The organism is Bdellovibrio reynosensis, from assembly GCF_022814725.1.
Taxonomy (GTDB): Bacteria; Bdellovibrionota; Bdellovibrionia; order Bdellovibrionales; family Bdellovibrionaceae; genus Bdellovibrio; species Bdellovibrio reynosensis.
Genome location: NZ_CP093442.1, coordinates 3,431,647 through 3,457,499 on the forward strand (window position 1 = coordinate 3,431,647; position 25,853 = coordinate 3,457,499).

The window sequence follows — 25,853 nt, forward strand, 5'->3', positions numbered from 1 at the left end:
CTTATTTAGTTATATTTTTGATTTGAATTTTGAAAACGAGTTTTAAGACTTTAAATAAAAAATCTCTGCAGGAGGAATAATGTCTAAAGAGAAATTTAACCGTAATAAGCCGCATGTGAACATCGGCACAATCGGTCACGTTGACCATGGTAAAACAACTTTGACTGCTGCGATCACTACAACTCTTGCAGCGGCTGGTAAAGCTCAGGCGATGTCTTACGATCAAATCGATAAGTCTCCTGAAGAAAGAGAACGTGGTATCACGATCTCTACAACTCACGTTGAGTACGAAACTGACAATCGTCACTACGCTCACGTTGACTGCCCAGGCCATGCTGACTACGTAAAAAACATGATCACTGGTGCTGCTCAAATGGACGGAGCTATTCTAGTAGTTTCTTCTGCTGACGGTCCAATGCCACAAACTCGTGAACACATCCTTCTTGCTCGTCAAGTAGGTGTACCTGCTCTAGTTGTTTTCATGAACAAAGTAGACATGGTTGACGATAAAGAACTTCTTGAGCTTGTTGAGCTTGAAGTTCGCGAACTTCTTTCTAAATACGAATTCCCTGGTGACGAGATTCCAATAGTTAAGGGTTCTGCTCTTAAAGCTTTGGAAGGTGACCAATCTGAAATCGGTCGTCCTTCAATCATGCGTTTGATGGAAGCTTGCGACACTTACATTCCAGAACCAGTTCGTGCAACTGACAAAACTTTCTTGATGCCTGTAGAGGACGTATTCTCTATCTCTGGTCGTGGTACAGTTGTTACTGGCCGTGTTGAGCGTGGTATCGTTAAAGTTGGTGACGAGATCGAAATCATCGGTATCCGTCCAACTCAAAAAACGACTGTTACTGGTATCGAAATGTTCCGTAAACTTCTTGATGAAGGTCGCGCTGGAGATAACTGCGGTGTTCTTCTTCGTGGTACTAAAAAAGAAGAAGTTGAACGTGGTCAAGTTTTGGCTAAACCAGGTTCAGTTAAACCTCACAAAAAATTCAAAGCTGAGGCTTACATCCTTACTAAAGAAGAAGGTGGACGTCATACTCCATTCTTTAACGGTTACCGTCCTCAATTCTACTTCCGTACAACTGACGTAACAGGCGTTTGTACTTTGAAAGCTGGAACTGAGATGGTTATGCCTGGCGACCGCGTAGAAGTTTCTGTTGAACTTATCGCGCCAATCGCTATGGAAAAAGAGCTTCGCTTTGCGATCCGTGAAGGCGGTCGTACAGTTGGAGCGGGTGTTGTTACTGAAATCCTTGAGTAGTAACGCAGCGTAACTGCTAAGTATAATCACCCGGGGGACTCCTTGACAAAAGGGTCCCCCTCGGTGTTTCTTGACATGTCCAAAACCAAAGTGAATAACACGGTTTTTTCATGATGAGAATTGGTCAAATGCGAGGAGCAAGGAGAAGGCCCTACTATTGTAGGCCGCCGACGCAGCCGACGAAGTCAGTTGGCCAATTGTCATCATGAAAAAGTGCAGGGGTGTAGCTCCAGTGGTAGAGCGAACGACTCCAAATCGTTAGGTCGTGGGTTCGAATCCCTCCGCCCCTGCCAATTTTGATCTTCATTAGACGGGGAACTATGGAAAAAACCAACTCTAAGATCTTGACTATCAGCTTTGCAGTAGCAGCTTTCTTGGCCGGTTTGACGATCTCTCTTCTTATCAAAGCATTTGCGGGTGCATTTGGTATCGTTGCGAGATTTGCTGACTCCGACATCGTAAGACACGGATTACCAGTGGCAGTAGGCTTCGTGGTATTTGCGGTTCTTCAATTCAATCCAAAAGTTTTGGCTTGGGGTGAAGATGTAGTAACTGAAGTGCGTAAAGTAGTATGGCCTTCTCGTAAGGACACAACTGCTATGACTATCGCTTGCGTAGTTATGGTTCTTATCTCTAGCGTGATCATCAGCTCTTTTGATTTGATCTCAGGCTTTTTCATCAACTTTCTAATGAAGTAAGGACGTAAAACATGGATAAAAAATGGTACATCGTTAACGTTCAAACTAGCTGTGAAAACACGGCGAAAAAAGCTATCGAAGAAAAAATCAAATCCAATAAAATGGAGGAGTTCTTCGGTGAGATCCTAATCCCTGCGGAAAGCGTAGTGGAGCTAGTAAAGGGTCAAAAACAGACCAAATCACGTAAATTTTTCCCGGGCTATATCTTCGTTCAAATGTTTTTGAATGATGAGACTTGGCATTTAGTACGTAACTCGTCTAAGGTGACGGGCTTCGTAGGTGGAACAAAAACACGTCCTCCGGAAGTTCCTGAAGCCGAAGTTCTTCGTGTAACTCAGCAAATGGCTGGCGTTGCAGAAAAACCGAAGCCTAAGGTTAAATTCGCAGTTGGCGAAAATGTGACTGTTATTGACGGTCCATTCAGCAACTTCCAAGGGAACGTAGAAGAAGTGAACGAGGACAAAGGTAAACTTAAAGTTCTTGTTAGCATCTTCGGTAGACCAACTCCTGTGGAATTGGACTACATTCAGGTTGAAAAAAATTAATTTTAGCGCTACATAAGTGGCACTTTAAACATAAACGGGACCCGAGGGGTTCCGTTTCTTATTAACAAACCTCTTGCAGGAGTGGGTCATGGCAAAAAAAGTTACAGGAATGATCAAGCTGCAAATACCGGCAGGGAAAGCTAATCCAGCTCCTCCCGTTGGACCGGCACTTGGACAGCACGGGGTAAACATCATGGAATTCTGTAAGCAGTTCAACGCTCGTACACAAGCGTTGGGTGATAGCATCATCCCTATCATCATCACTGTTTATCAGGACAGATCGTTTACTTTCATTACGAAAACACCTCCGGTGTCTTCTTTGATCAAAAAAGCGTTGAAATTGGACTCTGGTTCAAAACAACCGCAAAAAGACAAAGTAGGCAAAATCAATAACGATCAAATCAAAGCAATCGCTACAACGAAATTGCCTGATTTGAACTGCTTGAAAGTTGAATCCGCAATGTCACAAGTTGCTGGTACAGCTAAGAGCATGGGCATCGATATCGCATAGGGGTGATGTATGGCAGGTAAAAAATTTGAAGCAGCCTCTAAGAAGGTTGATTCTACAAAAAAATACTCTGTTGAAGAAGCATTCAAACTTGTGGTGGACGCTGCTCCAGCTAAATTTGATGAATCTATCGACGTAGCATTGCGCTTGGGTATCGATCCAAAACAATCTGATCAACAAGTACGTGGAGCTATCGCTCTTCCGCACGGTCTTGGTAAAGAAGTGAAAGTTGTTGTTTTCGCAAAAGGTCCGAAAGAGGCTGAAGCGAAAGCTGCTGGTGCTGACTTTGTTGGCGCTGACGACCTAGTAGCTAAAATCCAAGGTGGCTGGTTAGATTTCGATAAATGTATCGCAACTCCAGATATGATGGCGACTGTTTCTAAAGTTGCTAAGATCTTGGGGCCTCGTGGTTTAATGCCGAATCCAAAAATCGGTACTGTAACTATGAACGTTGGTGAAGCTGTAACTGCCGAGAAAAAAGGTAAGTTGGATTTCCGCGTTGATAAAGCAGGTATCGTTCACGCTGGTATCGGTAAGAAATCTATGGGAGACGCTAAACTTCGTGATAACTTCATGACCCTTTTGGGCGCGATCGTTAAAGCGAAACCAGCTTCTTCTAAAGGTATCTATCTTAAAACTATCGCCGTAGCTTCAACTATGGGTCCTGGTATTAAGATCGAGCCAAACGCAGCAGCTTCTGCAGCTGGTTTGAACTAGATTTTTTATAGCTCTGGTCTTAATTGATCAGAGCTTTTGTTTTTAAATTATTTTTCTTGCGATCAGAGACAGTAGGTTTTCTTTTGTGGATCTAATCCTGCATATGAGCAGGGCCTACCGAGATAAGGCAAAAAGTTTTTTCTCTTCGGAGATGACTCCAAACCAACCTGATTCGCACTTATTCTAACGAAAGGAGGCTCACTTATGATCACTCGCGCAGATAAAGAGCAAGAGATTAAGCTAATCACGGAGAAATTCGGAAAAGCTAAAGGAGCTTTCATCGTTGACTTCAAAGGTATCAAAGTTGAGCAAGTTACTAACTTGCGTAAAAAACTTAATACTGCTGAATCAGAGATGAAGGTTGTCCGCAACACTCTTGCAAAAAGAGCGTTCAAAGATCACCCAGCTATTGAAAAGGCATTTGCTAATTCAATGAAAGGTACTAACGCCATCGTATTCTCATACGGTGAAGTGAACGCGACTGCTAAAACATTGGCTGATTTTGCTAAGGACGTTGAAGTTCTGCAAATTAAGTCTGGTGTTATGGATGGCGAAGCTTTGGACGATGCTAAAATCAAGTTCCTAGCTACACTTCCGGGCAAAGATCAGTTACGCGCTATGTTCCTTGGTACGCTATTGGCTTCAGGATCTGCACTTGCAAGATGCTTGAACGCTTACGCCGAGAAACTTGGTGGCGGTGCTGCTAGTACTGAAGAAGCTCCACAAGCGTAGTAGTTACGTTTTTGGTGCCGTCTACTTAACGTAGACACAAATGAATTATTAAATAAATTTTTTTTATCCTTTGGAGGATTTCAAAATGTCTCTAACAAACGATCAATTAGTTGATGCGTTGTCTCAAAAAACTGTTCTTGAGATCGCTGAACTTGTAAAAATGCTTGAAGAAAAATGGGGCGTTTCTGCTGCTGCTCCTGTAGCTGCTGCTGGCGCTGGCCCTGCTGCTGCTGTTGAAGAAAAAACTGCTTTCGACGTTATCCTTGTTGACGCTGGTGCGAACAAAATCAACGTTATTAAAGAAGTACGTGGCTTGACTGGTCTTGGTCTTGCTGAAGCAAAAGCCCTTGTTGAAGCTGGTAACAAAGCTGTTAAAGAAGGCGCTACTAAAGAAGACGCTGAAAAAATCAAAAAAGCTCTTGAAGCAGCAGGCGCGAAAGTTACTGTTAAGTAGTTTTCCCCTAACTCTTACGAGTTCTTGCCGAAAGCCTCTGGTTTATTCCAGGGGCTTTTTGCTTTTCTGGGCCCTGTTTCTAAACCGGGCCGCCTTGAAGGCAGAAGTGGGGGTGGGCTCCTTGCCTGTGTTGCTTCGGACAGTCCTCGCTCTCTTTTGTTTTTGTTGGTTAAGATGGTTTTTGGTTCGATGTTTTTCTTTTGCTTTCTTCTTGATTAGCAATAGCTGCGGAACTTGCAACATAGGCAAGGAGCCCACCCCCACTTCTGCCTTCAAGGCTCCTGTTTATAAACTTGCTCAGAAATGCAAAAAGCCTGGGAATCTACTCGCTTTGGGAATCTTAGAGACTCCAACTACTAAACCTTTTTCTAAGGACTGGCGCCTCCGGCGCTTAAAGGTGCCTGCTTCTTTTTGCGGTTTCACCGCGTCAAAGGGCCGCCGGGCGCTCGTCAGCTTCGCTGCCTCGTTTGGGGGTGCCTGCTTCTTTTTGCGGTTTCACCGCGTCAAAGGCCGCAGGCTGCTCGTCAGCTTTGCTGACTCGGTCGGGGAGTTGGTATTTTTTCTGAGTATGAATGGAACCTTTATTCTCCGTGTCAGATGTTAAAGGCGTAGTTTTGTTGTTTTTTAGTCACGATTTTCCTGGATTCGAAGAATATTTTTGGATTTTTATTTTTTGTTCCGGTATTGCGAACAAAAATTTTTGCCTTGGTCCCCAAAGTCTTCGCAAAATTTAAACTGAATTTTTGAACTATTCGGTTTCATATTTTTATTTTCCCAAAATTTTTTCGAACAATCCTTTCCGCTATTTCTTCGCATCATCCTCCATCGTGGGTCATTCGTTCAAAATTCCTGCTTAATTCGAAGGCATTTCGCGAAAAAACTCCAAGTGGAACTCACAGTAGAAACCCATACAAAAACCCTTATAATCACTTGCTTTTCCCAAAACATAGGGTAGGTTAAACTGCTTACCCTTTTATTTAATGTGGGCCTTGGAAATTTCCCCCCGAAGTGAAGTTCCGATTTTCTTATTACGGAGATATGTACATTGGAAAAAACTCCAGTTACGGCTTCTAACATTCGAGTTAGAAAGTCTTTCGCTAAAAATAAGCAAGTCATTGATATTCCAAACTTGATTGAATTGCAGAAATCTTCTTACGAAGCTTTCATTCAAAAAGATATGGATCCAGATCGCCGTGGCGAAGCTGGTCTCAATGGCGTTTTCAAATCTGTTTTCCCAATCACAGATTTCAACAACACAGCAAGCTTAGAGTTCGTATCATACACTCTTGAGCCAGCAAAATACGACGTAGATGAGTGCCGTCAGCGTGGTATGACTTTCGCTGCGCCAATCAAAGTTACTCTTCGTTTGATCGTGTTTGATGTTGATGAAGAAACTGAAGCACGTTCTATCCGTGACGTAAAAGAACAAGAAGTTTATTTGGGCGAAATCCCATTGATGACTGCAAACGGTTCTTTCATCATCAACGGTACTGAGCGCGTTGTCGTATCTCAGTTGCATCGTTCTCCGGGCGTGTTCTTCGATCACGACGGTGGTAAAAACAATGCTTCTGGTAAATTAATTTACTCTGCACGTGTGATTCCTTACCGTGGTTCTTGGTTGGATGCTGAGTTTGACCAAAAAGATCTAATCCACGTACGTATCGATCGTCGCCGTAAGTTCCCTGTAACTATTCTTTTGAAAGCTCTTGGTTACAATGCGGAACAACTTCTTGAGTACTTCTACGATCTTGATGAAGTTTATGCTCGCGATGGAAAGCTTTACCGTAAGCTTGATATCGAAAGAATGTCTGGTCAAAGAGCATTGGCTGACATCGTTGATCCAAAGTCTGGTGAGGCGCTAGTTAAAGCTGGCCGTCGTATCACTCGCGCGATCGTTAAGAAAATCAAAGACCTTGATATCACTGAACTTGAAGTTGAGCCAAAAGACCTTGAAGGTAAAGTTTTGGCGAAACCTCTTATCGATGAATCTACTGGTGAAATCATCGCGGATGCGAATGCTGAGTTGAACTCTGCAATCATCAAACGCGCTGTTGAATCTGGTATCGATCGTTTCTTCATGATCTTCTTCGACGGTTTGACTGTAGGTCCTTACCTTCGCAACACATTGTTGGTTGATAAAGTAACTAACAAAGAAGAATCACTCATCGAAATCTACAAACGTCTTCGTCCTGGTGAGCCTCCAACTTTGGAAGCTGCTACGACATTCTTCGGTCGTTTGTTCTTTGATCCAGAGACTTATGATCTTTCTGAAGTTGGTCGTATTAAGATCAACCACAGATTCGGTATTTCTATGGATGAGTGTCCTCCATCGCACAGAACACTTACTCACAAAGATATCTTAAGCACTATTAAAACTTTGATCGACCTTAAAAACGGTCGTGGAATCATCGATGACATCGATCACTTGGGTAACCGTCGTGTTCGTTCCGTTGGTGAGTTGCTTGAGAACCAATACCGTATCGGTCTAGTTCGTATGGAACGCGCGATCCGTGAACGTATGTCTCTACAAGACGTAGAAACAATGATGCCTCACGATCTAGTAAACGCGAAACCAGTGAACGCGGTTGTTAAAGAATTCTTCGGATCTTCTCAATTGTCACAGTTCATGGATCAAACAAATCCACTTTCTGAGATCACGCACAAACGTCGTTTGTCTGCTCTTGGACCTGGTGGTTTGACTCGTGACCGTGCAGGTTTCGAAGTACGTGACGTACATCCTACGCACTACGGTCGTATCTGCCCAATTGAAACTCCAGAGGGACCAAACATCGGTTTGATCGCCTCATTAGCTACTTACGCTCGCATTAACAACTATGGTTTCATTGAGACTCCATACCGTAAAGTTGAAGCTGGTTCTATTTCCAAAGACATCAACTACTTGTCTGCTTTGGAAGAGGCTGGTCACTACATCGCTCCTGCGGCACGTGACGAAGCTGGTAACAAAGAAATCCAAACTGCGACTACAATCACTCGTCGTGATGGTGAGTACGAAATCGTAGATAAAGAAAAAGTAGCATTGATGGACGTTTCTCCATCTCAGCTAGTTTCTATCGCAGCTTCATTGATTCCATTCCTAGAGCACGATGACGCCAACCGTGCCTTGATGGGATCGAACATGCAACGTCAAGCAGTACCGCTTCTTCGTTCACGCGCTCCACTAGTTGGAACAGGCGTTGAGCGTTTGGTTGCGCGCGACTCTGGTACGTCAATCGTTGCGCAAAACGATGGTATCGTTGAAGAAGTTGATGCTTCTCGTATCGTTATCCGTCGTTTCGCAAAAGGTGGCGAACTTGGTGCAAACGTAGACATCTACAATTTGACTAAGTACCAACGTACAAATCAAAACACTTGCTTCAATCAAAAACCAATCGTCACTGTAGGTGATAAGGTTTCTAAGTCGGATATCATTGCTGACGGACCTTCTACAGAACTTGGTGAGTTAGCTCTTGGACAAAACATCCTGGTAGCGTTCACTCCTTGGCAAGGTTACAACTTCGAGGACTCGATCCTTATTTCTGAGCGTTTGTTGAAAGACGACGTTTACACTTCTATCCACATCGAAGAGTTCGAGTGTGTAGCGCGTGACACGAAATTAGGTAAAGAAGAGATCACTCGCGATATCGCTAACGTAGGTGAAGAGGCTCTTAAAGACCTTGATAGCTCTGGTATCATCCGCATCGGTGCGGAAGTTCGCCCTGGCTTCATCCTAGTTGGTAAAGTAACTCCAAAAGGTGAAACTCAACTTTCTCCTGAAGAAAAGCTTTTAAGAGCGATCTTCGGTGAAAAAGCTGGTGACGTTCGTGATACTTCACTTCGTGCGCCGTCTGGCGTTTACGGAACAGTTATCGATGCTCAAGTTTACTCTCGTGAAGGCGCAGACCGCGATGAGCGTTTGTCTTCAATCATCGAAGAGAAAAAACGCAAGCTTGAAAAAGACTTGGCAGTTGAGCAAAACGTTATCCGCAACAACGCGATCACAAAACTTCGCGACATCTTGGTTGGTAAAACAACTACTGGCGTTCTATTGAACGAAGATGGTAGCCAAAAACTATTGAACAAAGGTCAAATCATCACTGAGGCGGATCTAGAAACAATTCCATTTGAATTGTTGAACTATATCCCTCTTGAACAAGACCTTGAGTTCCAAGTGAACAAAATCATCGACAACGCTCGTAACCAACTTGACGCAGTTAAATTGGTATTCAACGAGAAGATCGATCGCCTTCGTAAAGGTGACGAGCTTCCTCCAGGCGTTATCAAAATGGTTAAAGTTTACGTTGCTATCAAACGTAAAATGCAAGTCGGTGACAAGTTCGCCGGCCGCCACGGAAATAAAGGTGTCGTTTCTAAAGTATTGCCTGCTGAAGATATGCCGTACCTAGCGGACGGTTCTCCAGTAGACATGGTTCTGAATCCACTGGGCGTTCCTTCTCGTATGAACATCGGGCAGATCCTCGAGGTGCATTTGGGTTGGGCTGCGCACAATCTTGGTAAGCAATTAGGTGCGTACCTTGATAAGTGGAATGCTGAAAATGCTCGTAAAGACATGAAAGACATTTTCAATGACGCTGACATCTCTGCGAAACTTGATAAAGCAGACGATGGTTCATTGAAACAAATGGTAACTCGTATGAAGAACGGTATCCACGTGGGTACTCCGGTATTCGACGGTGCTCGTGAATCTGACGTGAAGGGCTTGCTTGAAAAAGCTCAAGTTCCTACATCTGGTAAGTCGATCCTATTCGACGGCCGTACAGGTGAACCGTTCACGAACCCAGTTACTGTCGGTATCATGTACATGCTGAAGCTTCACCATCTAGTGGAAGAAAAGATCCACGCTCGTTCTATCGGACCTTACTCTCTCGTTTCGCAACAACCTTTGGGCGGTAAAGCTCAATTCGGTGGTCAGCGTCTAGGGGAGATGGAAGTTTGGGCGATCGAGGCTTACGGTGCTGCTTACTCACTACAAGAGTTCTTAACTGTTAAGTCAGATGACGTAGCAGGTAGAACACGTATGTATGAGAGCATCGTGAAAGGTGAGAACATCCTTGAACCAGGTCTTCCAGAATCATTCAACGTTCTAGTGAAAGAGCTTCAGTCTCTAGCACTTAACGTAGAGTTGATGGAATCTGACATCCTACGTGACCAAGATGAAGATCTTGGCGACGAAGGTTTCGAGGTTGAAGAAGCAATTGTTCCGACTCCGTCAGCTTCAACTGACGAATCTGGACAACACTAATTAATTTTTAACAACAGGGGTGTTCTTTGAGAGACTTGTTGAATTTTTTCGATAAACCAAAAGATCCACTTTCGTTTGACGCCGTACGAGTATCGTTGGCGTCACCTGAAATGATTCGTGATTGGTCATTTGGTGAGGTTAAGAAGCCTGAAACTATCAACTATCGTACATTCAAGCCTGAGCGTGATGGCTTGTTCTGTGCGAAAATCTTCGGTCCTATTAAGGATTACGAGTGCTTGTGCGGTAAGTATAAACGTATGAAGTACCGTGGCGTCGTGTGTGAAAAGTGCGGCGTTGAAGTGACACAAACTAAGGTTCGCCGTGAGCGCCTTGGTCATATCGAATTGGCAACGCCAGTAGCGCACATTTGGTTCTTGCGCTCATTGCCTTCTCGTATCGGTAACCTTTTGAATCTTTCTTTGAAAGACGTTGAAAAGGTCCTTTACTGTGAAGCGCACGTTGTAATCGATCCAATGGAAACTACATTGGAAGAAGGTCAAATTTTGACTGAAGAAGCTTACCAAGCCGCTCTTAATGAGTTCGGCCCAAGTTTCAAAGCCGGTATGGGCGGTGAAGCGGTTCGCGATCTACTTCGCAAAATTGACCCTGAATATTTGTCTCGTAAACTTCGTCTAGAAGTTAAAGACACAAAATCAGAAGCAGGGATCAAAAAATTAACTAAACGCCTTCGCGTTGTTGAAGCTTTCAAAGGCTCTATCAACAAACCTGAATGGATGATGTTGGAAGCACTACCTGTATTGCCTCCTGATCTTCGTCCGTTGGTTCCACTTGATGGCGGTCGTTTCGCGACTTCAGATCTAAATGATCTATACCGTCGTGTTATCAACCGTAACAACCGTTTGAAACGTCTTCAGGAGCTTAATGCTCCAGACATCATCATCCGCAACGAAAAACGTATGTTGCAAGAAGCGGTTGATGCATTGTTGGACAACGGTCGTCGTGGTAAGACCTTCACTGGTCCTAACAAACGTCCTCTACGTTCTCTTTCTGACATGCTTAAAGGTAAGCAAGGTCGTTTCCGTCAAAACCTTCTTGGTAAACGTGTAGACTACTCTGGCCGTTCGGTTATCGTAGTTGGTCCTACATTGAAACTTCACCAGTGCGGTCTTCCTAAGAAGATGGCTTTGGAACTTTTCAAACCATTCGTTTACAACAAACTTGAAGAAAAAGGTTTGGCGACGACGATTAAGCAAGCTAAGCGCTTAGTCGATCAAGAGACAGTAGAAGTTTGGGATATCTTGGCTGACGTAGTAAAAGAACATCCAGTTCTTCTAAACCGTGCGCCAACTCTTCACAGACTTGGTATCCAAGCTTTCGAACCGGTACTTCACGAAGGTAAAGCAATCCAATTGCATCCTCTAGTGTGTACGGCGTTCAATGCCGACTTCGACGGTGACCAAATGGCGGTTCACGTTCCACTTTCTGTGGAATCACAAGTTGAAGCTCGCGTATTGATGATGTCTACGAACAACATCCTTTCTCCAGCGAACGGTAAGCCAATCATCAATCCATCACAAGATATCGTGTTGGGTCTGTACTGGTTGACTCGTATCCGTCCTGGCGCAAAAGGATCTGGCAAGGCATTCTCTACTGTTGCAGAAGCGAACTACGCTTATGAAACAGGCCTAGTAGACCTTCAAGCAGCTTGTAAAGTACGTATCAACGGTAAGCTTCAAGAGACTTCAGTAGGTCGTGCGATTCTTTCAGACATCGTACCTAAAGAAGTTCCTTTCAATGAAGTGAACGTGAACATGAATAAGAAACAAATCGCAGCGTTGATCGATAAGACTTTCCGTCTTGCGGGCGCTAAAGCGACTTGTATCTTGGCTGACAAGATCATGGAATTTGGTTTCAAATATTCTACAGCAGCGGGTATGTCGATCGGTATCGACGACATGGTAATCCCTGCAGCGAAAGCGACAATGATCGCAGACGCAGAGAAACAAGTTACAGAGATCCAATCTCAGTACGATGAAGGTTTGATCACAGATGGTGAGCGATACAATAAAGTGGTGGATATCTGGGCTCAGACGGGTGACAAGATCGCAAAAGAAGGTATGAACGCGATCGAAAAACAAAAATTCGTAGTTGATGGCAAAGAGACGGTTGGACCTTCATTCAATCCGATCTTCATCATGGCTGACTCCGGAGCCCGTGGTTCCGCAGCTCAGATCCGTCAGCTTGGTGGTATGCGTGGTTTGATGGCGAAACCTTCTGGTGAAATCATCGAAACACCGATCACTGCGAACTTCCGTGAAGGTTTGACAGTCATCCAGTACTTCATTTCTACGCATGGTGCGCGTAAAGGTTTGGCCGATACCGCATTGAAAACAGCGAACTCTGGTTACTTGACTCGTCGTTTGGTTGACGTTGCTCAAGACGTGGTTGTTTCAGAAGTAGATTGCGGAACTGACGACGGTTTGGAAATCACTCCAGTTTACGAAGCTGGTGAAATCATCCAAAACATCGGTGACCGTATCCTGGGCCGTACAACTCTTAAAGAAGTTGTTGATCCAATGACAAACACTGTGATCCTAAAAGCGGGTCACGAAATCACTGAAAACGACGTTAAGCGCGTTGAAGAATTGGGTATCGACAAAGTTGAAATCCGTTCTGCGCTTGTGTGTGAATCTGACCGTGGCGTTTGCGTAAAATGTTATGGCCGTGATCTTTCTCGTGGCGCGACTGTGAACCTTGGTGAAACCGTAGGTATTATCGCAGCTCAATCCATCGGTGAGCCGGGTACTCAGTTGACGATGAGAACGTTCCACTTGGGTGGTGCGGCTTCTCGTGCGGTTGAGCAATCAGTTCATACAACTCGTTATGATGGTACAATTAAACTACAAAACGTTCATGCAGTGACAAACCGTAACGGTAAGTTAACTGTGATGAATCGTAACGGTAATGCCCTTGTTATCGACGAAACTGGTCGTGAAAGAGAAAATTTCAAACTAGTTTACGGTGCTGTTTTGAACTTCAAAGAAGGTGACAAAGTAGCTAAAGGACAAACAGTAGCTGAGTGGGATCCATATTCGAATCCGATCATTGCAGAGGTTTCTGCGAAGATCCAATACCACGATATCGAAGAAGGTTCGACAATGCAGGAACAAGTCGACGCGGTAACTGGTTTCGCGACCAAAGTTATCATGGAGTCTAAGTCTTCTGACATTAAGCCAACTGTGTTCCTAGTCGATGCCAATGGTAAAACATTGAATCTTCCTGGCCGTGACATCCCTGCGAGATATTTGATCCCAGTGGGTGCGCAACTTCTAGTTGCTGACCAGCAGGAAGTTCATGCCGGTGACGTTATCGCGAAAATGCATCGTGAAGCCTCTAAAACAAGAGACATCACGGGCGGTCTTCCGCGCGTTGCCGAATTATTTGAAGCTCGTAAACCGAAAGAAGCAGCTATCATCTCTGAGATCGATGGTTATGTGACATTCGGTAAAGACGTAAAAGGTAAACAACGTGTGATCGTTACTCCTGAAGTGGGTGAGCAAAAAGAATACCTCATCCCTAAAGGTAAGCACGTTGCTGTAAGAGAAGGTGAGTACGTAAGAGCCGGTGAGGCGTTGATGGATGGTCCAACAAATCCTCATGACATTCTGGCGGTTCTAGGTGCTAAAGCCCTTTCTGCATACCTTGTAAACGAAATCCAAGAAGTTTATAGACTTCAAGGTGTTGGTATCAACGATAAGCACATCGAAGTGATCGTTCGCCAAATGCTACGTAAAGTAGAAATCAAGGACGCTGGCGACAGCCGTTTCTTGGCGGGTGAACAAGTTGAAAGATATGCTTTCGATCAAGAAAACGAACGTATCAACCGTGAAGGTGGACAACCTGCTACATGCAACCCACTTCTTCTAGGTATTACGAAAGTTTCTTTGAGCACTGACAGCTGGATTTCTGCAGCGTCATTCCAAGAGACTACTAAAGTTCTTACGGAAGCAGCGATCAATTCTCGCACAGACCATTTACGTGGCCTGAAAGAGAACATCATCATGGGTCGCTTGATTCCTGCCGGAACAGGTTTGACTTCGTACAAACGCTGGAAAGTGTCTGTAGCTGAAGACGATGATACTTCATTCGTGGCATTGCCAGGAATGGGTGCTTCAGCTCAACCTCACCAGGGCTAAAACGAACTCTGCCCCGCTAACCCGGGGCGGAAAACTGTAAAAAGAACATAAAGGGGAGCTCACACCCCTTTATGAAATGAAAAATTAACAACAAAGTCTTGACCAGGGCGGTTTTGGTAAGTAATTTCCATCGTCCTTGGATTCGAAAATATTGTTTAAGGGGTTTTAAAGTGCCTACAATTAACCAGCTCATCAAAAGTGAGCGTAAAGTTCAAAAGAACCAAACAAAGTCACCAGCTTTGGCATCTTGCCCTCAGCGCCGTGGTGTTTGTACTCGTGTTTATACGACAACTCCAAAGAAACCGAACTCAGCTCTTCGTAAAGTAGCAAAAGTACGTCTTTCTAACGGTTTTGAAGTTATCTCTTACATCCCAGGTATCGGTCACAATCTTCAAGAGCATAGCGTTGTCTTGATCCGTGGCGGTCGTGTTAAGGACTTGCCGGGTGTTCGTTACCATATCGTTCGTGGTGTATTGGATCTTCAAGGTGTGAATGGCCGTCTACGCGCTCGTTCTAAGTACGGTACTAAGAGACCTAAGAAATAAGGATTGAGAGATGTCACGTCGTAAAAAGACCTTTAAAAGAGAAATTATTCCAGATCCAGTTTTCAAGGATCTAGTAATTGCTAAATTCGTTAATAAAATGATGATCCAAGGTAAAAAAGCTACTGCACAGAAGCTTTTCTACGGAGCATTGAAAGAGCTTGAAGGCAAAATCCAAGGTGAAGAACCAATGGCTGTTTTCAAAAAAGCTCTTGAGAATGTTAAGCCTTCTATCGAAGTTCGCTCTCGCCGCGTAGGTGGAGCTACTTACCAAGTTCCTGTAGATGTTCGTCCTTCTCGTCGTCTAGCTCTAGCTATGCGTTGGTTGGTTGAGTACTCTCGCGAGCGCGGTGAAAAAGATATGGCTAAGCGTTTGGCTGGTGAATTCATCGATGCTTACAACAATAGAGGTAACTCTATTAAGAAGAAAGACGATGTTCACAGAATGGCTGAATCGAACAAGGCTTTCTCTCACTACAATTGGTAATCTAGTTACATGTCAGCTAAAGATCCTAAAACAATAGCTGATCTTAAGTTCACTCGTAATATCGGCATCATGGCTCACATCGATGCCGGTAAGACGACCACCACCGAACGCATTCTTTACTACACAGGTAAAAGTCATAAAATCGGAGAAGTCCATGATGGCGATGCCACCATGGATTGGATGGTTCAAGAGCAAGAACGTGGTATCACAATCACTTCTGCCGCGACCATGGCGTTCTGGAAAGATCACAGAATTAACATCATCGATACTCCAGGACACGTTGACTTCACAATCGAAGTTGAACGTTCATTGCGCGTTCTTGACGGCGCAATCGCTGTATTTGACGGTGTAAACGGTGTAGAGCCTCAGTCTGAAACCGTTTGGAAACAAGCTGATAAATATAAAGTTCCAAGAATCTGTTTCGTTAACAAAATGGACCGCGTGGGTGCTGACTTTGTGATGTCTTACGGGACAATCAAAGACAAACTCAATGCAAACCCAATCCCTGTTCAAGTTCCAATTGGTATGGAAGATACCTTCCGCGGCGTTGTCGATTTAATCGAAAACCGCGCTTACTATTGGGATCAATCAGGAATGGGTGACCATTTCGAAGTTGCCGATGTTCCCAATGACATGAAGGAAGAAGTAAATCGCTTCCGCATCGAAGTCATTGAGAAGATCGTTGAGTTTGAAGACGAACTTATGGAGAAGTACCTTAACGGCGAAGAAGTAACTGTTGCCGAATTAAAGCGTGCTCTTCGTAAAGGAACTCTTGAACTAAAAGCATTCCCAGTTTTCTGCGGAGCTGCTTTCAAAAACAAAGGTGTTCAACCGCTACTTGATGGTGTGATTGACTACCTTCCTTCTCCAATCGAAGTTCCTGCTATCGTGGGACATGATCCTGCAAAACCAGAAAAAGAGATCGTTTGTAAAACAGATTTCGAAGGCCACGTCGCATCTTTGGCGTTCAAAATTGCCAATGATCCATTCGCAGGTACTTTGACTTACATCCGTGTTTATTCGGGTGAAGTAAAGGTTGGTGATCAATTATTAAATCCTCGCACAGAGAAAAAAGAACGCATCCAAAAGCTAGTGAAAATGCATGCGAACTCTCGTGAAGAAATCACTTCCCTTAAAGCAGGTGATATCGGAGCGGTGGTTGGGCTTAAGTTCACAGCGACGGGCGATACTCTTTGTGAAACTTCTCATCCTGTAGTTCTAGAATCTATTACTTTCCCTGAGCCGGTTATCTCGGTGGCTATCGAAGCGAAGTCTTCAGCTGACCAAGAAAAGATGCTTCAAGGGTTAGATAAGCTGGGTAAAGAAGATCCTTCATGCCGTCTAAGAAATGACCCTGAGACTGGGCAAATCTTATTGTCGGGTATGGGGGAGCTGCATTTGGAAATCCTTGTGGATCGCCTTTTACGCGAACACAAAGTGCAAGCTAACGTGGGTAACCCTCAGGTTTCTTACCGTGAAGCGATTTCTGCTCCAGCGACTGTTGAATATGTTTATGAGCGTGAAGTTGGTGGAGAAGCTCAATACGCCAAAGTTAATTTGACGATTGACCCAATCTCTCAACATGACGGAATCCAATTCCAATCCAAAGTGTCAGTGACGAAGGAGTTCCCTGCAAGCTTCCTAAAGGCCATCGAAAATGGCTTTAAAGAAGCGTCTGAAGTGGGTCCTCTAGCTAGTTACTCCATGATCGGAATCCGCGGTACTCTAAACTCGGTAGAAACCCGCCCGGATGCCTCTAGTGAAATGGCATTTAAAGCGGCTACTTCGTTAGCTTTCCGTGAGGCTGTAAAAAATGCTTCCGTAAATCTGATGGAGCCGATGTTTAAGGTCGAAGTGAGCTGCCCTGACGAATTCGTAGGAAACGTCGTCGGGGACTTAAATGCTCGCCGTGGAAAAATCCTTACTATGAACGCGAAGGTCGGCGGCGGCCAGGTTATTTCTGCCGAAGCCCCTCTAGCGAGCCTGTTTGGTTATGCCACAAACGTCCGCAGCCTTAGCCAAGGCCGTGCAAGTTTTAGCATGGAATTTTTAGAATATGCGGTGGTGCCTGCGAAGGTAAAAACCGAAATTCTCCATAAAATGGGAAGATATTAAAAAAATAATAATTTCCCTTTGACAAAGAGTTTACCCGTGCGCATACTCGCGCACTCGTAGCAACTAAATTTACAAAAAACTCTCCGCGTAGAAGCGACATCGCAGCCGCAAGGGCTATTTCGGAGTAAGTTTTCGATGGGATGAAGTTGCAGTTTTTAACAAATTTGCTAGTAATTACGATACTTTACAAAAAAGAAGAAGAGTGTCCATATGCAAAGTCAGAAGATTAGAATCAGATTGAAGGCATTCGATCATAAATTGCTTGATCAGTCGACGAAAGAAATCGTTGAGACTGCTCGTCGTACAGGCGCAAAAGTTGCGGGTCCAATTCCCTTGCCTACTCGCATCAATCGCTACACGGTATTGCGTTCTCCACACGTAGATAAAAAATCTCGTGAACAATTCGAAGTGAGAACACATAAGCGTATGCTCGATATTTTAGAACCCACTCAACAGACTGTCGATCAGCTCATGAAACTCGACCTCTCTGCTGGTGTTGATGTTGAAATCAAGCTTTCAGCTATCTAGGAGTAACAAGTGAGCGAAACTACACAAACTACAAATACTACAGAGCAGGGCCTTAAGCTGAACGGCCTGTTCGCGTTCAAAGAAGGCATGGCTACAATCTATAATGAGCAGGGCGAAGCCATTCCTGTAACAGTTCTTCGTTATGAGCCTTGGTTTGTATCACAAATCAAGACAAACGAAGCTGACGGATACGAAGCAGTTCAAGTTGCTTGTCATCCTAAAAAAGCTAAAAACTCAAATAAAGCTGAAAAAGGTCACCTTGAAAAAGCTGGCTTTGAAAATGGCGCTCAGTTCGTAAAAGAACTTCGTCAAGCTATCCCAGAAGGCGTTGCAGTTGGCGCGCAAGTATCTATCGACTCTTTGGCTAAAGGTGATGTTGTAAAAATCACTTCTAAATCAAAAGGTAAAGGTTTTGCGGGTTCAATGAAGCGTTGGAATTTCGCGGGAGGCCCTGCTTCTCACGGATCTAAATTCCACCGTCGCCCTGGTTCTTCTGGTAACAGAACTTGGCCAGGTCGCGTAATGCCAGGTAAGAAATTCCCAGGTCACTTAGGCGCTGAGAATGTAACAGTTCGTAACGTTGAGATCGTTCAAGTCCTTGCTGACGAAAACGTTCTTATGGTTAAGGGACCAGTTCCAGGTGCAAGAAACACTTTGGTTAAGTTGGTGAGAGAATAGTATGGCAACTGTAAACGTATTAAACTGGAAAAAAGAAAAAGTTGGATCAGTTGAGTTGGCTGCTGACGTGTTTGAAACTGCCGTTAAAAAGGAAGTTCTTCACACTGTAGTTCAATGGCAATTGGCGGCTCGTCGTCAAGGTACACACATGACTAAAACAAAAGGTCTTGTGTCTGGTGGCGGTAAAAAGCCATTCAAACAAAAAGGAACTGGTGGAGCTCGTCAAGGTTCTTCTCGTTCTCCTCTTATGCCTGGCGGTGGTACTATGTTTGGTCCACAACCTCGCAGCTACGCTTTCGTTCTACCTAAAAAAGTTCGTCGTTTAGGTTTGAGCATGGCTCTTTCTCACCTTCAAGCTGAAGGCAAGTTGTTCATCGTAGACAGCATGCAATCTGAAGGTAAAACTGCTGAGCTTAACAAACGCTTGAAAGCTTTCGGTCTAACTAAGGCTGTTTTGGTTGATTCAACTGTTAATGACAAATTCAACCAAGCTTCTAAAAACTTAGCATCATTCAAATACTTCCCAGTAGAAGGTTTGAATGTGTTCGATCTATTGAAATACGACGCAGCTGTAATCACTAAAGATTCAGTAGCAAAAATCGTAGATCGTTGCTCATTGGAGAAAGCGTAATGAAACAAGTAATTAAAGCTCCTCTTATTACAGAGAAAAATACTTATCATAACGCTGCTGGCGTATATGTGTTCGAAGTAGATCTTAAGTCTACAAAAACAGATATCAAAGCTGCGGTAGAGAAGAACTTTAAAGTGAAAGTAGACAACGTTAGAACTAGCGTTTGCCGCGGTCACTCTAAGTACACTAAATTCGGATTAACAAAGATCCCTTACTGGAAAAAAGCTTACGTTAAGCTTGTTGAAGGTGAGAAGATCGCTCTTTTTGAGGGAGTATAAAGATGGGTATTAAAACATTTGCCCCACGCTCTCATGGTCGTAGAGGAATGACTGGTTTCGATTTCAAAGAAATCACAAAGACATCTCCAGAGAAGTCTTTACTTGCTCCTCTTAAAAAACAAGCAGCTCGTAACAATCACGGTCAAATCACTATCCGTCACCAAGGTGGCGGTCATAAGAGAAAATACCGTTTGGTTGATTTCAAAAGAACTAAAGTTGACGTTACAGCAAAAGTTATTGCGATCGAATACGATCCAAACAGAACTTGCCGTATCGCTCTAATCTCTTACGTTGATGGCGCTAAGGCTTATATCCTTGCTCCTGTTGGTTTAAACGTTGGTGATACAGTTGTTTCTTCTGATAAAGCCGATATCAAACCAGGTAACTGCTTATCTCTAGCAGCGATCCCGGTTGGGACAGTAATTCACAATATCGAAATGCGTCCTGGTAAAGGTGGTCAAGTATGCCGTGGAGCTGGTGCTTCCGCTACTTTGGCTGGTAAAGATGAACAGTACTGCCAAGTACGTATGCCATCTGGCGAATTGAAACAAATCTTGTCTGTGTGCAAGGCTTCAATTGGTCAAGTTGGTAACACTGACAACGAAAACATCAAACTTGGTAAAGCAGGTCGTTCTCGCTGGAGAGGTATTCGCCCTTCAGTTCGCGGTATGCACATGAATCCAGTTGACCATCCATTGGGTGGTGGTGAAGGCGTTGGTAAGGGTCATCATCCTGTAACTCCATGGGGTCAACCATGTAAAGGTTACAAAACTAGAAACAATAAGAGAACCAACTCTTCAATCATCAAGAGACGTAAGTAGGAGTATAAGGTGGCACGCTCGATTAAAAAGGGTCCATTCGTCGATTTACATGTTCAAAAGAAAATCGATAATGCGATCGAAAAAAATGATAAAAAAGTTATTAAAACTTGGTCTCGCCGCTCAACAATTCTTCCAGAGGCTATCGGACTAACGTTCGCGGTTCACAACGGAAGAAAGTTCGTTCCAGTTTACATTACTGAGAACATGATTGGTCACAAACTCGGTGAGTTTGCTCCAACAAGAACTTTCCACGGTCACGCCGAGAAGAAAGCAGCTGCTCCTGCTGCTGCTAAGAAGTAATAGAGGTTGATTATGGAAGTTAAAGCAAGCTTGAAATATGCAAGAGTAGGCGCACAGAAAGCTAGATTGGTAGTTGACCTAGTTCGCGGTAAAGACGTGAACGAGGCAGTTAAAACTCTTACTTTCCTGAACAAAAAAACTGCAGGAATGGTAAAAAAGTTAATCGAATCAGCTGTTGCTAACGCAGAGTACAAAAAGGTTATGGATGTAGATAATCTTTATGTTAAATCTATCTGGGTTGATCAAGGTCCTGTTCTTAAAAGATTCCGTCCACGTGCTCAAGGTCGCGCGTTCGGCGTTCGTAAAAAGACCAGCCACATTAACGTAGTACTCGAGGAGAAATAGTCGTGGGACAAAAGGTTAATCCAATTGGTCTTAGAGTAGGTGTGATCAGAACGTGGGATTCTCGCTGGTATGCGAAAGGTCAAAACTATTTTGACAATCTTCACGAAGACATCCGTTTAAGAAAGTATTTAAAAACTAAGCTTAAACATGCTGGTGTCGCAAAAATCGAAATGGAACGTGCAGCGAAGAAGATTAAAATCATCATCTCTACTGCGCGCCCAGGTGTTGTTATTGGTAAAAAAGGTACTGGTATTGATTCACTTAAAGCGGAAGTTCAAAAACTTACACCCAACGAAGTTTTCTTGAGCATCCAAGAAGTGCGCAAACCAGACCTCGATGCTCAGCTCGTTGCTGAGAGCATTGCTCAACAACTTGAGAAACGTATCTCTTGGAGAAGAGCTCTTAAAAAATCTATTGCAGCTGCGATCAAAGGCGGCGTGAGAGGTATCAAGATCCGTGTTTCAGGGCGTCTTGATGGTGCAGAGATTGCTCGTTCAGAGTGGTACAATGAGAAGAGCGTTCCTCTTCATACATTGCGTGCAGATATCGACTACGGTACTGCTGAAGCTCTAACTGCATACGGTATCATCGGTCTAAAAGTATGGATCTATAAAGGCGATATCTTATCTGCTCGCGAAGTTGAGGAGGCAGGTCGTGTTAAGTCCTAAAAGAGTAAAATGGCGTAAACAATTTGTAGGCCGCGCTACTGGTTTTGCAGTAAGAGGCGCTAACCTTGATTTCGGAGACTACGGTCTTCAAGCAATCGAGGAAGGTCGTCTGACTGCTCGTCAGTTAGAAGCTGGTCGTATTGCTATCTCTCGTTCTGTTAAGCGTGGTGGTAAAATTTGGTGCCGTGTGTTTCCAAATGTACCTGTAACTAAAAAGCCAGCTGAAACACGTATGGGTAGCGGTAAAGGTAACCCTGAATTATGGGTTGCTCGTGTTCTTCCTGGAAAAGTACTTTTCGAAATGAACGGTGTGACACGTGAACAAGCTAAAGAAGCTTTCGAACGTGCAGCTCACAAACTTCCTTTCAAAACTCGTTTCTTGGTAAGGGAGTAGTTATATGAAATTTAATGAAGTTAAAGATCTTTCTGTAACTGAATTGAAAAAGAAAAGAGCAACTCTTTCTGAAGAGTTGTTCCAAGCACGTATCAAGAATTCAATTGGTCAACTTTCGAACCCACTTGAAATTCGTGATCTTCGTCGCAGCATCGCTAAAATCAACACAGCGATTGTTAAAAAAGTGGCGAGATAGAGGTAGGAAATGAGTACTGAAACTAATACTAGAGGACGTAAAATTGAAGTCGTAGGTGAAGTTATCAGTGACAAGATGGATAAAACCATCTCTGTCCTAATCTACCGCATGGTTAAACACGCTAAATACGGCAAGTATGTTAAGAAGACATCTGTATTCAAGGCTCACGACGAAAAGAACCAAGCAAAAGTTGGTGACATCGTTAAGATCCGTGAAACACGCCCTCTTAGCAAAACTAAGCGCTGGACTTTAGAAGCTGTTGTTGAAACGGCGAAGGCGTAGGGGATTGTCATGATTCAAATGCAAACTAGACTAAATGTAGCTGACAACTCTGGCGCTAAAGAAGTTATGTGCGTAAAAGTTCTTGGTGGTTCTAAACGTCGTGTAGCATCTATCGGTGATGTTATCGTTGTTTCTATCAAAGAAGCTTTGCCAAACGCTAAAGTTAAAAAAGGTGATGTTGCTAAAGCAGTAGTTGTTAGAACTGTAGCTAAACTTCGTCGTCCTGATGGATCTTACATCCGTTTCGATGACAATTCTGCTGTTCTTATCAATGCTTCTAAGGAACCAATTGGAACACGTATCTTTGGCCCAGTTGCCAGAGAATTGAGAGCAAAGTCGTTCGTTAAGATCGTATCTTTGGCTCCGGAAGTTCTATAAGGGGTTATGAGATGAATCGCTTACATGAAAAATACAAAAAAGAGATCGCTCCCGCTCTTCAAAAAGAATTGGGCGCAAAAAACGTGATGCAAGTTCCTCGCTTAGAGAAAATCACTCTTAGCGTGTGCTTGAGCGAAGCAGTTCAAAATCCAAAAATTTTGAACACTGTTGTTGACGAGATCACTTCGATCACTGGTCAAAAAGCTGTTATCACTAAAGCTAAAAAAGCTATTTCTAACTTCAAATTGCGTGCTGGCATCCCATTGGGTGTTCGCGTGACTTTGAGAAGAGAAAAAATGTGGTCATTCATGGATCGTTTGAACACTTTGGCATTACCTCGCGTAAGAGACTTCCGTGGTTTGCCAAATAAAGGTTTCGACGGCCGTGGTAACTACAACATGGGCTTGAAAGAGCAGATCGTGTTCCCGGAAATTAACTACGATAAAGTAGATAAAGTTCGTGGTATGAACATCACTATCTGTACAACTGCTACTAACGACGCTGCGGGCAGAGCGCTTCTTGAAGCACTTGGCATGCCCTTCAGAAAGTAAGAGGGGTGTAAATTGGCTCGTAAAGCAAGTATTGAAAAAAATAATAAACGTAAAGCTAAATCTGCAAAGTATGTTGCATACAGAGCGGAACTTAGAGCTAAAGCTGTCGACATGAAGCTTTCTGATGAAGCAAGATTTGAAGCTCGTAAAAAGCTTCAAGCTCTTCCTAAAGATACAAATCCAAACCGCGTGATCACTCGTTGTGAAATCACTGGTCGCCCTCGTGGTAACTACAGAAAGTTTGGACTATCTCGTATCGCCTTCAGACAACTTGCGCTTGACGGTAAATTGCCAGGCGTAACGAAAGCTAGCTGGTAGAGGACACAATGGATACAATTTCTCAGTTCCTTACAATGATTAGAAATGCTGGAGCAGCGAAACACGAAAAAGTGGATCTTCCTGCTTCAAAAGTAAGAGCGGGTATTGCTCAAATCCTTGCAAACGAGGGTTTGATCAGAAGCTTTAAAGTCGCTAAAGATAGCAAACAAGGCATCATGCGTGTTTACTTGAAATACGACGAAGCTGGAAACCATGTAATCAGCTCTATCGACCGTGTATCTCGTCCAGGTCGCAGAGTTTATGTTAAATCTGATAAGATTCCGACTGTTCGTTCTGGAATGGGTATGACCCTTCTTAGCACTAGCAAAGGTATCATGAGCGGCAAGCAAGCAGCTGACCAAAAACTTGGTGGCGAATTGCTAGCTACACTTTGGTAGGTGAAAAATGTCACGTATTGGAAAAGCACCCGTTGTTTTTGATAACACAGTACAAGTAAGCGTTTCACCTGCTAACGAAGTTGTCGTTAAAGGTGCAAAGTCTTCTTTGAAAATCGGTATGCAACCAGCTATTTCTGCGAAAGTAGAAGGCGGCAAAGTTGTTTTGACTCGCAAAGATGACTCTAAAGAAAGCCGTGCGTTGCATGGTCTTTACAGAGCGCTTATTCAAAATGCCGTAACTGGCGTAACAAAAGGTTTCACTAAGGGCCTTGAACTTCATGGGGTTGGTTACCGTGCAAACGTAACTGGCAAGAAGCTAGAGCTTTCTCTAGGTTTCTCTCACCCAGTGATCTTCGATATCCCTGAAGGAATCGAAATCAAAGTTGACAAGCAAACTAACATTTCGGTCACTGGCGCAAGCAGAGAGCTAGTTGGACAAGTTGCAGCGAAAATTCGCTCATTCCGTCCACCAGAGCCTTATCTTGCTAAAGGTGTTCGCTACGCAGGTGAGCATATCAGACGTAAAGCTGGTAAGTCGGCTGGTAAATAATTGAGGTAAGATATGAAATTAAAGTTTAGTAAACATACAAGCGATAGAAAAGTAAATCGCCTCAAAAAGAAAATCAGAATCCGCAAAACCGTAAATGGTACTGCGGAAAGACCTCGTCTTTGCGTATTCCGTAGCGGTAAGCACATGTACGCGCAAATCATCAATGACGTAGAAGGCACGACACTAGTTGCAGTTTCTTCTATTGGTAAAGACGACAAATCTGGTATCGAAATGGCGAAACTTGTTGGTATTGAAGCAGCTAAAGCAGCTACTTCTAAGAACATCACTAACGTGGTTTTCGATAGAAACGGATATCTATACCATGGCCGTGTTAAATCTCTAGCTGAAGGCGCTCGTGAGGGCGGCCTCAATTTCTAAGGAGTGATCTGTGGAGAAAGTTCAAGCTCAAGCAGCTGAATTAGAAGAGCGTGTAGTTGCGATCAACCGCGTAACGAAAGTTGTTAAGGGTGGTCGTCGCTTTTCTTTCGCAGCTCTAGTAGTTGTTGGAAATAAGGCTGGTGACGTAGGTTTTGGCTCTGGTAAAGCAGGCGAAGTTCCTGAGGCTATCGGTAAAGCTAGCAGATCTGCAAAGAAATCTGCTAAATCCGTAGCTCTTAAAGACGGTCGCACTATTCCTCACGAAGTAATCGGTAAATTTGGCGCTGCAAAAGTCATCATGAGACCTGCTGCTCCTGGTACTGGTGTTATCGCCGGTGGTGCGGTTCGTGCGGTTCTAGAGTCTGTTGGCGTAAAAGACATTCTTACTAAATGTGTTGGTACTCGTAACCCTCACAATGCTGTAAGAGCAACAATCGACGGCTTAAAGCAGTTGAAACAACAGCTTTAATCGGAACGGTGGCAAAAATGGCTAAAACATTTGTACTTACATTAAAAAGATCAACTAACAAATGCACCCAAGACCAAAAGGATGCAGTTAGATGCCTAGGGCTAAGAAAGATTCGTAGCACTGCTGAAGTGAAAGATTCTCCAGCAGCCCGTGGCAATATTATGAAAGTTCAACATCTTATTGATGTTGAAGTTAAGGGGTAATC

The 25,853-nt window shown here is 43.8% G+C and carries 31 protein-coding genes and 1 tRNA gene; all 32 read left to right on the forward strand.

Annotated elements, in window-relative coordinates; genetic code table 11:
* Window positions 1-79: 79 nt before the first annotated feature.
* Window positions 80-1,270 (forward strand): elongation factor Tu, encoded by a 1,191-nt coding sequence (gene tuf, locus MNR06_RS15990; RefSeq protein ID WP_243537559.1) that lies wholly within the window; start codon window positions 80-82, stop codon window positions 1,268-1,270.
* A gap of 217 nt (window positions 1,271-1,487) precedes the next feature.
* A tRNA-Trp gene (locus tag MNR06_RS15995) sits at window positions 1,488-1,563 on the forward strand.
* Window positions 1,564-1,590: 27 nt separating this feature from the next.
* Entirely contained in the window at window positions 1,591-1,968 is a 378-nt protein-coding gene (gene secE, locus MNR06_RS16000) for a preprotein translocase subunit SecE (RefSeq protein WP_243537560.1), read from the forward strand.
* A gap of 11 nt (window positions 1,969-1,979) precedes the next feature.
* On the forward strand, window positions 1,980-2,513 hold the full coding sequence (nusG, locus tag MNR06_RS16005) for a transcription termination/antitermination protein NusG (protein WP_243537561.1): 534 nt from the start codon (window positions 1,980-1,982) through the stop codon (window positions 2,511-2,513).
* A gap of 88 nt (window positions 2,514-2,601) precedes the next feature.
* Window positions 2,602-3,024, forward strand: a complete 423-nt coding sequence (rplK, locus tag MNR06_RS16010; RefSeq protein ID WP_243537563.1) for a 50S ribosomal protein L11 — start codon at window positions 2,602-2,604, stop codon at window positions 3,022-3,024.
* Between the two features lie 9 nt (window positions 3,025-3,033).
* Window positions 3,034-3,738 carry a 50S ribosomal protein L1 gene (gene rplA, locus MNR06_RS16015; protein WP_243537565.1) on the forward strand — a complete coding sequence of 235 codons (705 nt, stop codon included), beginning with the start codon at window positions 3,034-3,036 and terminating at the stop codon, window positions 3,736-3,738.
* Window positions 3,739-3,942: 204 nt separating this feature from the next.
* Complete coding sequence (rplJ, locus tag MNR06_RS16020) at window positions 3,943-4,470, forward strand: 50S ribosomal protein L10 (RefSeq protein WP_243537567.1); 528 nt, start codon at window positions 3,943-3,945, stop codon at window positions 4,468-4,470.
* Between the two features lie 85 nt (window positions 4,471-4,555).
* Window positions 4,556-4,924: a 50S ribosomal protein L7/L12 gene (rplL, locus tag MNR06_RS16025; protein ID WP_063204871.1), complete on the forward strand. Its 369-nt coding sequence runs from the start codon at window positions 4,556-4,558 to the stop codon at window positions 4,922-4,924.
* 1,045 nt (window positions 4,925-5,969) lie between these two features.
* Window positions 5,970-10,184 (forward strand): DNA-directed RNA polymerase subunit beta, encoded by a 4,215-nt coding sequence (rpoB, locus tag MNR06_RS16030; protein WP_243537569.1) that lies wholly within the window; start codon window positions 5,970-5,972, stop codon window positions 10,182-10,184.
* A gap of 26 nt (window positions 10,185-10,210) precedes the next feature.
* The gene (gene rpoC, locus MNR06_RS16035) at window positions 10,211-14,341 is read left to right on the forward strand and encodes a DNA-directed RNA polymerase subunit beta' (protein ID WP_243537571.1); all 4,131 of its coding nucleotides are present in this window, start codon (window positions 10,211-10,213) and stop codon (window positions 14,339-14,341) included.
* Between the two features lie 170 nt (window positions 14,342-14,511).
* Window positions 14,512-14,886, forward strand: coding sequence for a 30S ribosomal protein S12 (gene rpsL, locus MNR06_RS16040; protein WP_243537572.1), 375 nt, complete (start codon window positions 14,512-14,514; stop codon window positions 14,884-14,886).
* A gap of 10 nt (window positions 14,887-14,896) precedes the next feature.
* On the forward strand, window positions 14,897-15,370 hold the full coding sequence (gene rpsG / locus MNR06_RS16045) for a 30S ribosomal protein S7 (protein ID WP_243537573.1): 474 nt from the start codon (window positions 14,897-14,899) through the stop codon (window positions 15,368-15,370).
* Between the two features lie 9 nt (window positions 15,371-15,379).
* Window positions 15,380-17,485, forward strand: coding sequence for an elongation factor G (gene fusA / locus MNR06_RS16050; RefSeq protein ID WP_243537575.1), 2,106 nt, complete (start codon window positions 15,380-15,382; stop codon window positions 17,483-17,485).
* A gap of 210 nt (window positions 17,486-17,695) precedes the next feature.
* The gene (gene rpsJ / locus MNR06_RS16055) at window positions 17,696-18,013 is read left to right on the forward strand and encodes a 30S ribosomal protein S10 (protein ID WP_025308875.1); all 318 of its coding nucleotides are present in this window, start codon (window positions 17,696-17,698) and stop codon (window positions 18,011-18,013) included.
* Between the two features lie 9 nt (window positions 18,014-18,022).
* Window positions 18,023-18,691, forward strand: coding sequence for a 50S ribosomal protein L3 (rplC, locus tag MNR06_RS16060; protein ID WP_243537577.1), 669 nt, complete (start codon window positions 18,023-18,025; stop codon window positions 18,689-18,691).
* 1 nt (window position 18,692) lies between these two features.
* Complete coding sequence (gene rplD / locus MNR06_RS16065) at window positions 18,693-19,322, forward strand: 50S ribosomal protein L4 (RefSeq protein ID WP_243537578.1); 630 nt, start codon at window positions 18,693-18,695, stop codon at window positions 19,320-19,322.
* Window positions 19,322-19,600 carry a 50S ribosomal protein L23 gene (rplW, locus tag MNR06_RS16070; RefSeq protein ID WP_243537579.1) on the forward strand — a complete coding sequence of 93 codons (279 nt, stop codon included), beginning with the start codon at window positions 19,322-19,324 and terminating at the stop codon, window positions 19,598-19,600. The genes rplD and rplW overlap by 1 nt, the downstream gene beginning before the upstream one ends.
* Before the next feature lie 2 nt (window positions 19,601-19,602).
* Window positions 19,603-20,421, forward strand: a complete 819-nt coding sequence (rplB, locus tag MNR06_RS16075) for a 50S ribosomal protein L2 (protein ID WP_243537581.1) — start codon at window positions 19,603-19,605, stop codon at window positions 20,419-20,421.
* A 9-nt stretch (window positions 20,422-20,430) separates the two neighbouring features.
* Window positions 20,431-20,721 carry a 30S ribosomal protein S19 gene (gene rpsS / locus MNR06_RS16080; RefSeq protein ID WP_243537582.1) on the forward strand — a complete coding sequence of 97 codons (291 nt, stop codon included), beginning with the start codon at window positions 20,431-20,433 and terminating at the stop codon, window positions 20,719-20,721.
* 12 nt (window positions 20,722-20,733) lie between these two features.
* The gene (rplV, locus tag MNR06_RS16085) at window positions 20,734-21,066 is read left to right on the forward strand and encodes a 50S ribosomal protein L22 (RefSeq protein WP_243537584.1); all 333 of its coding nucleotides are present in this window, start codon (window positions 20,734-20,736) and stop codon (window positions 21,064-21,066) included.
* A gap of 2 nt (window positions 21,067-21,068) precedes the next feature.
* Entirely contained in the window at window positions 21,069-21,734 is a 666-nt protein-coding gene (gene rpsC, locus MNR06_RS16090; RefSeq protein WP_243537587.1) for a 30S ribosomal protein S3, read from the forward strand.
* Window positions 21,721-22,128, forward strand: a complete 408-nt coding sequence (gene rplP / locus MNR06_RS16095; RefSeq protein ID WP_243537589.1) for a 50S ribosomal protein L16 — start codon at window positions 21,721-21,723, stop codon at window positions 22,126-22,128. The genes rpsC and rplP overlap by 14 nt, the downstream gene beginning before the upstream one ends.
* A gap of 4 nt (window positions 22,129-22,132) precedes the next feature.
* Window positions 22,133-22,324 carry a 50S ribosomal protein L29 gene (gene rpmC / locus MNR06_RS16100; RefSeq protein ID WP_243537590.1) on the forward strand — a complete coding sequence of 64 codons (192 nt, stop codon included), beginning with the start codon at window positions 22,133-22,135 and terminating at the stop codon, window positions 22,322-22,324.
* Between the two features lie 9 nt (window positions 22,325-22,333).
* Entirely contained in the window at window positions 22,334-22,606 is a 273-nt protein-coding gene (rpsQ, locus tag MNR06_RS16105) for a 30S ribosomal protein S17 (RefSeq protein WP_243537591.1), read from the forward strand.
* 9 nt (window positions 22,607-22,615) lie between these two features.
* On the forward strand, window positions 22,616-22,984 hold the full coding sequence (gene rplN, locus MNR06_RS16110; protein ID WP_011165342.1) for a 50S ribosomal protein L14: 369 nt from the start codon (window positions 22,616-22,618) through the stop codon (window positions 22,982-22,984).
* A gap of 11 nt (window positions 22,985-22,995) precedes the next feature.
* On the forward strand, window positions 22,996-23,535 hold the full coding sequence (gene rplE / locus MNR06_RS16115) for a 50S ribosomal protein L5 (protein ID WP_243537592.1): 540 nt from the start codon (window positions 22,996-22,998) through the stop codon (window positions 23,533-23,535).
* 12 nt (window positions 23,536-23,547) lie between these two features.
* Entirely contained in the window at window positions 23,548-23,853 is a 306-nt protein-coding gene (gene rpsN / locus MNR06_RS16120) for a 30S ribosomal protein S14 (protein ID WP_243537593.1), read from the forward strand.
* A gap of 8 nt (window positions 23,854-23,861) precedes the next feature.
* Window positions 23,862-24,251: a 30S ribosomal protein S8 gene (rpsH, locus tag MNR06_RS16125; protein ID WP_243537595.1), complete on the forward strand. Its 390-nt coding sequence runs from the start codon at window positions 23,862-23,864 to the stop codon at window positions 24,249-24,251.
* Window positions 24,252-24,258: 7 nt separating this feature from the next.
* On the forward strand, window positions 24,259-24,801 hold the full coding sequence (gene rplF / locus MNR06_RS16130) for a 50S ribosomal protein L6 (RefSeq protein WP_243537596.1): 543 nt from the start codon (window positions 24,259-24,261) through the stop codon (window positions 24,799-24,801).
* A gap of 12 nt (window positions 24,802-24,813) precedes the next feature.
* On the forward strand, window positions 24,814-25,179 hold the full coding sequence (rplR, locus tag MNR06_RS16135; RefSeq protein ID WP_243537598.1) for a 50S ribosomal protein L18: 366 nt from the start codon (window positions 24,814-24,816) through the stop codon (window positions 25,177-25,179).
* Between the two features lie 10 nt (window positions 25,180-25,189).
* Window positions 25,190-25,648 carry a 30S ribosomal protein S5 gene (gene rpsE / locus MNR06_RS16140; protein WP_243537599.1) on the forward strand — a complete coding sequence of 153 codons (459 nt, stop codon included), beginning with the start codon at window positions 25,190-25,192 and terminating at the stop codon, window positions 25,646-25,648.
* Between the two features lie 17 nt (window positions 25,649-25,665).
* Complete coding sequence (gene rpmD / locus MNR06_RS16145; RefSeq protein WP_243537604.1) at window positions 25,666-25,851, forward strand: 50S ribosomal protein L30; 186 nt, start codon at window positions 25,666-25,668, stop codon at window positions 25,849-25,851.
* The last annotated feature ends 2 nt before the right edge of the window (window positions 25,852-25,853 follow it).

Bases quoted from the DNA above. Each gene is read 5' to 3' on its own strand.
- rpmD (WP_243537604.1), top strand. From the start codon at position 25,666: ATGGCTAAAACATTTGTACTTACATTAAAAAGATCAACTAACAAATGC.
- rpmC (WP_243537590.1), top strand. From the start codon at position 22,133: ATGAAATTTAATGAAGTTAAAGATCTTTCTGTAACTGAATTGAAAAAG.
- rplA (WP_243537565.1), top strand. From the start codon at position 3,034: ATGGCAGGTAAAAAATTTGAAGCAGCCTCTAAGAAGGTTGATTCTACA.
- rplR (WP_243537598.1), top strand. From the start codon at position 24,814: ATGAAATTAAAGTTTAGTAAACATACAAGCGATAGAAAAGTAAATCGC.
- nusG (WP_243537561.1), top strand. From the start codon at position 1,980: ATGGATAAAAAATGGTACATCGTTAACGTTCAAACTAGCTGTGAAAAC.
- rplL (WP_063204871.1), top strand. From the start codon at position 4,556: ATGTCTCTAACAAACGATCAATTAGTTGATGCGTTGTCTCAAAAAACT.
- rplK (WP_243537563.1), top strand. From the start codon at position 2,602: ATGGCAAAAAAAGTTACAGGAATGATCAAGCTGCAAATACCGGCAGGG.
- rplN (WP_011165342.1), top strand. From the start codon at position 22,616: ATGATTCAAATGCAAACTAGACTAAATGTAGCTGACAACTCTGGCGCT.
- secE (WP_243537560.1), top strand. From the start codon at position 1,591: ATGGAAAAAACCAACTCTAAGATCTTGACTATCAGCTTTGCAGTAGCA.
- rplV (WP_243537584.1), top strand. From the start codon at position 20,734: ATGGAAGTTAAAGCAAGCTTGAAATATGCAAGAGTAGGCGCACAGAAA.
- rplW (WP_243537579.1), top strand. From the start codon at position 19,322: ATGAAACAAGTAATTAAAGCTCCTCTTATTACAGAGAAAAATACTTAT.
- rpsG (WP_243537573.1), top strand. From the start codon at position 14,897: ATGTCACGTCGTAAAAAGACCTTTAAAAGAGAAATTATTCCAGATCCA.
- rpsH (WP_243537595.1), top strand. From the start codon at position 23,862: ATGGATACAATTTCTCAGTTCCTTACAATGATTAGAAATGCTGGAGCA.
- tuf (WP_243537559.1), top strand. From the start codon at position 80: ATGTCTAAAGAGAAATTTAACCGTAATAAGCCGCATGTGAACATCGGC.
- fusA (WP_243537575.1), top strand. From the start codon at position 15,380: ATGTCAGCTAAAGATCCTAAAACAATAGCTGATCTTAAGTTCACTCGT.
- rplD (WP_243537578.1), top strand. From the start codon at position 18,693: ATGGCAACTGTAAACGTATTAAACTGGAAAAAAGAAAAAGTTGGATCA.
- rplF (WP_243537596.1), top strand. From the start codon at position 24,259: ATGTCACGTATTGGAAAAGCACCCGTTGTTTTTGATAACACAGTACAA.
- rplB (WP_243537581.1), top strand. From the start codon at position 19,603: ATGGGTATTAAAACATTTGCCCCACGCTCTCATGGTCGTAGAGGAATG.
- rplE (WP_243537592.1), top strand. From the start codon at position 22,996: ATGAATCGCTTACATGAAAAATACAAAAAAGAGATCGCTCCCGCTCTT.
- rpsJ (WP_025308875.1), top strand. From the start codon at position 17,696: ATGCAAAGTCAGAAGATTAGAATCAGATTGAAGGCATTCGATCATAAA.
- rplJ (WP_243537567.1), top strand. From the start codon at position 3,943: ATGATCACTCGCGCAGATAAAGAGCAAGAGATTAAGCTAATCACGGAG.
- rpsQ (WP_243537591.1), top strand. From the start codon at position 22,334: ATGAGTACTGAAACTAATACTAGAGGACGTAAAATTGAAGTCGTAGGT.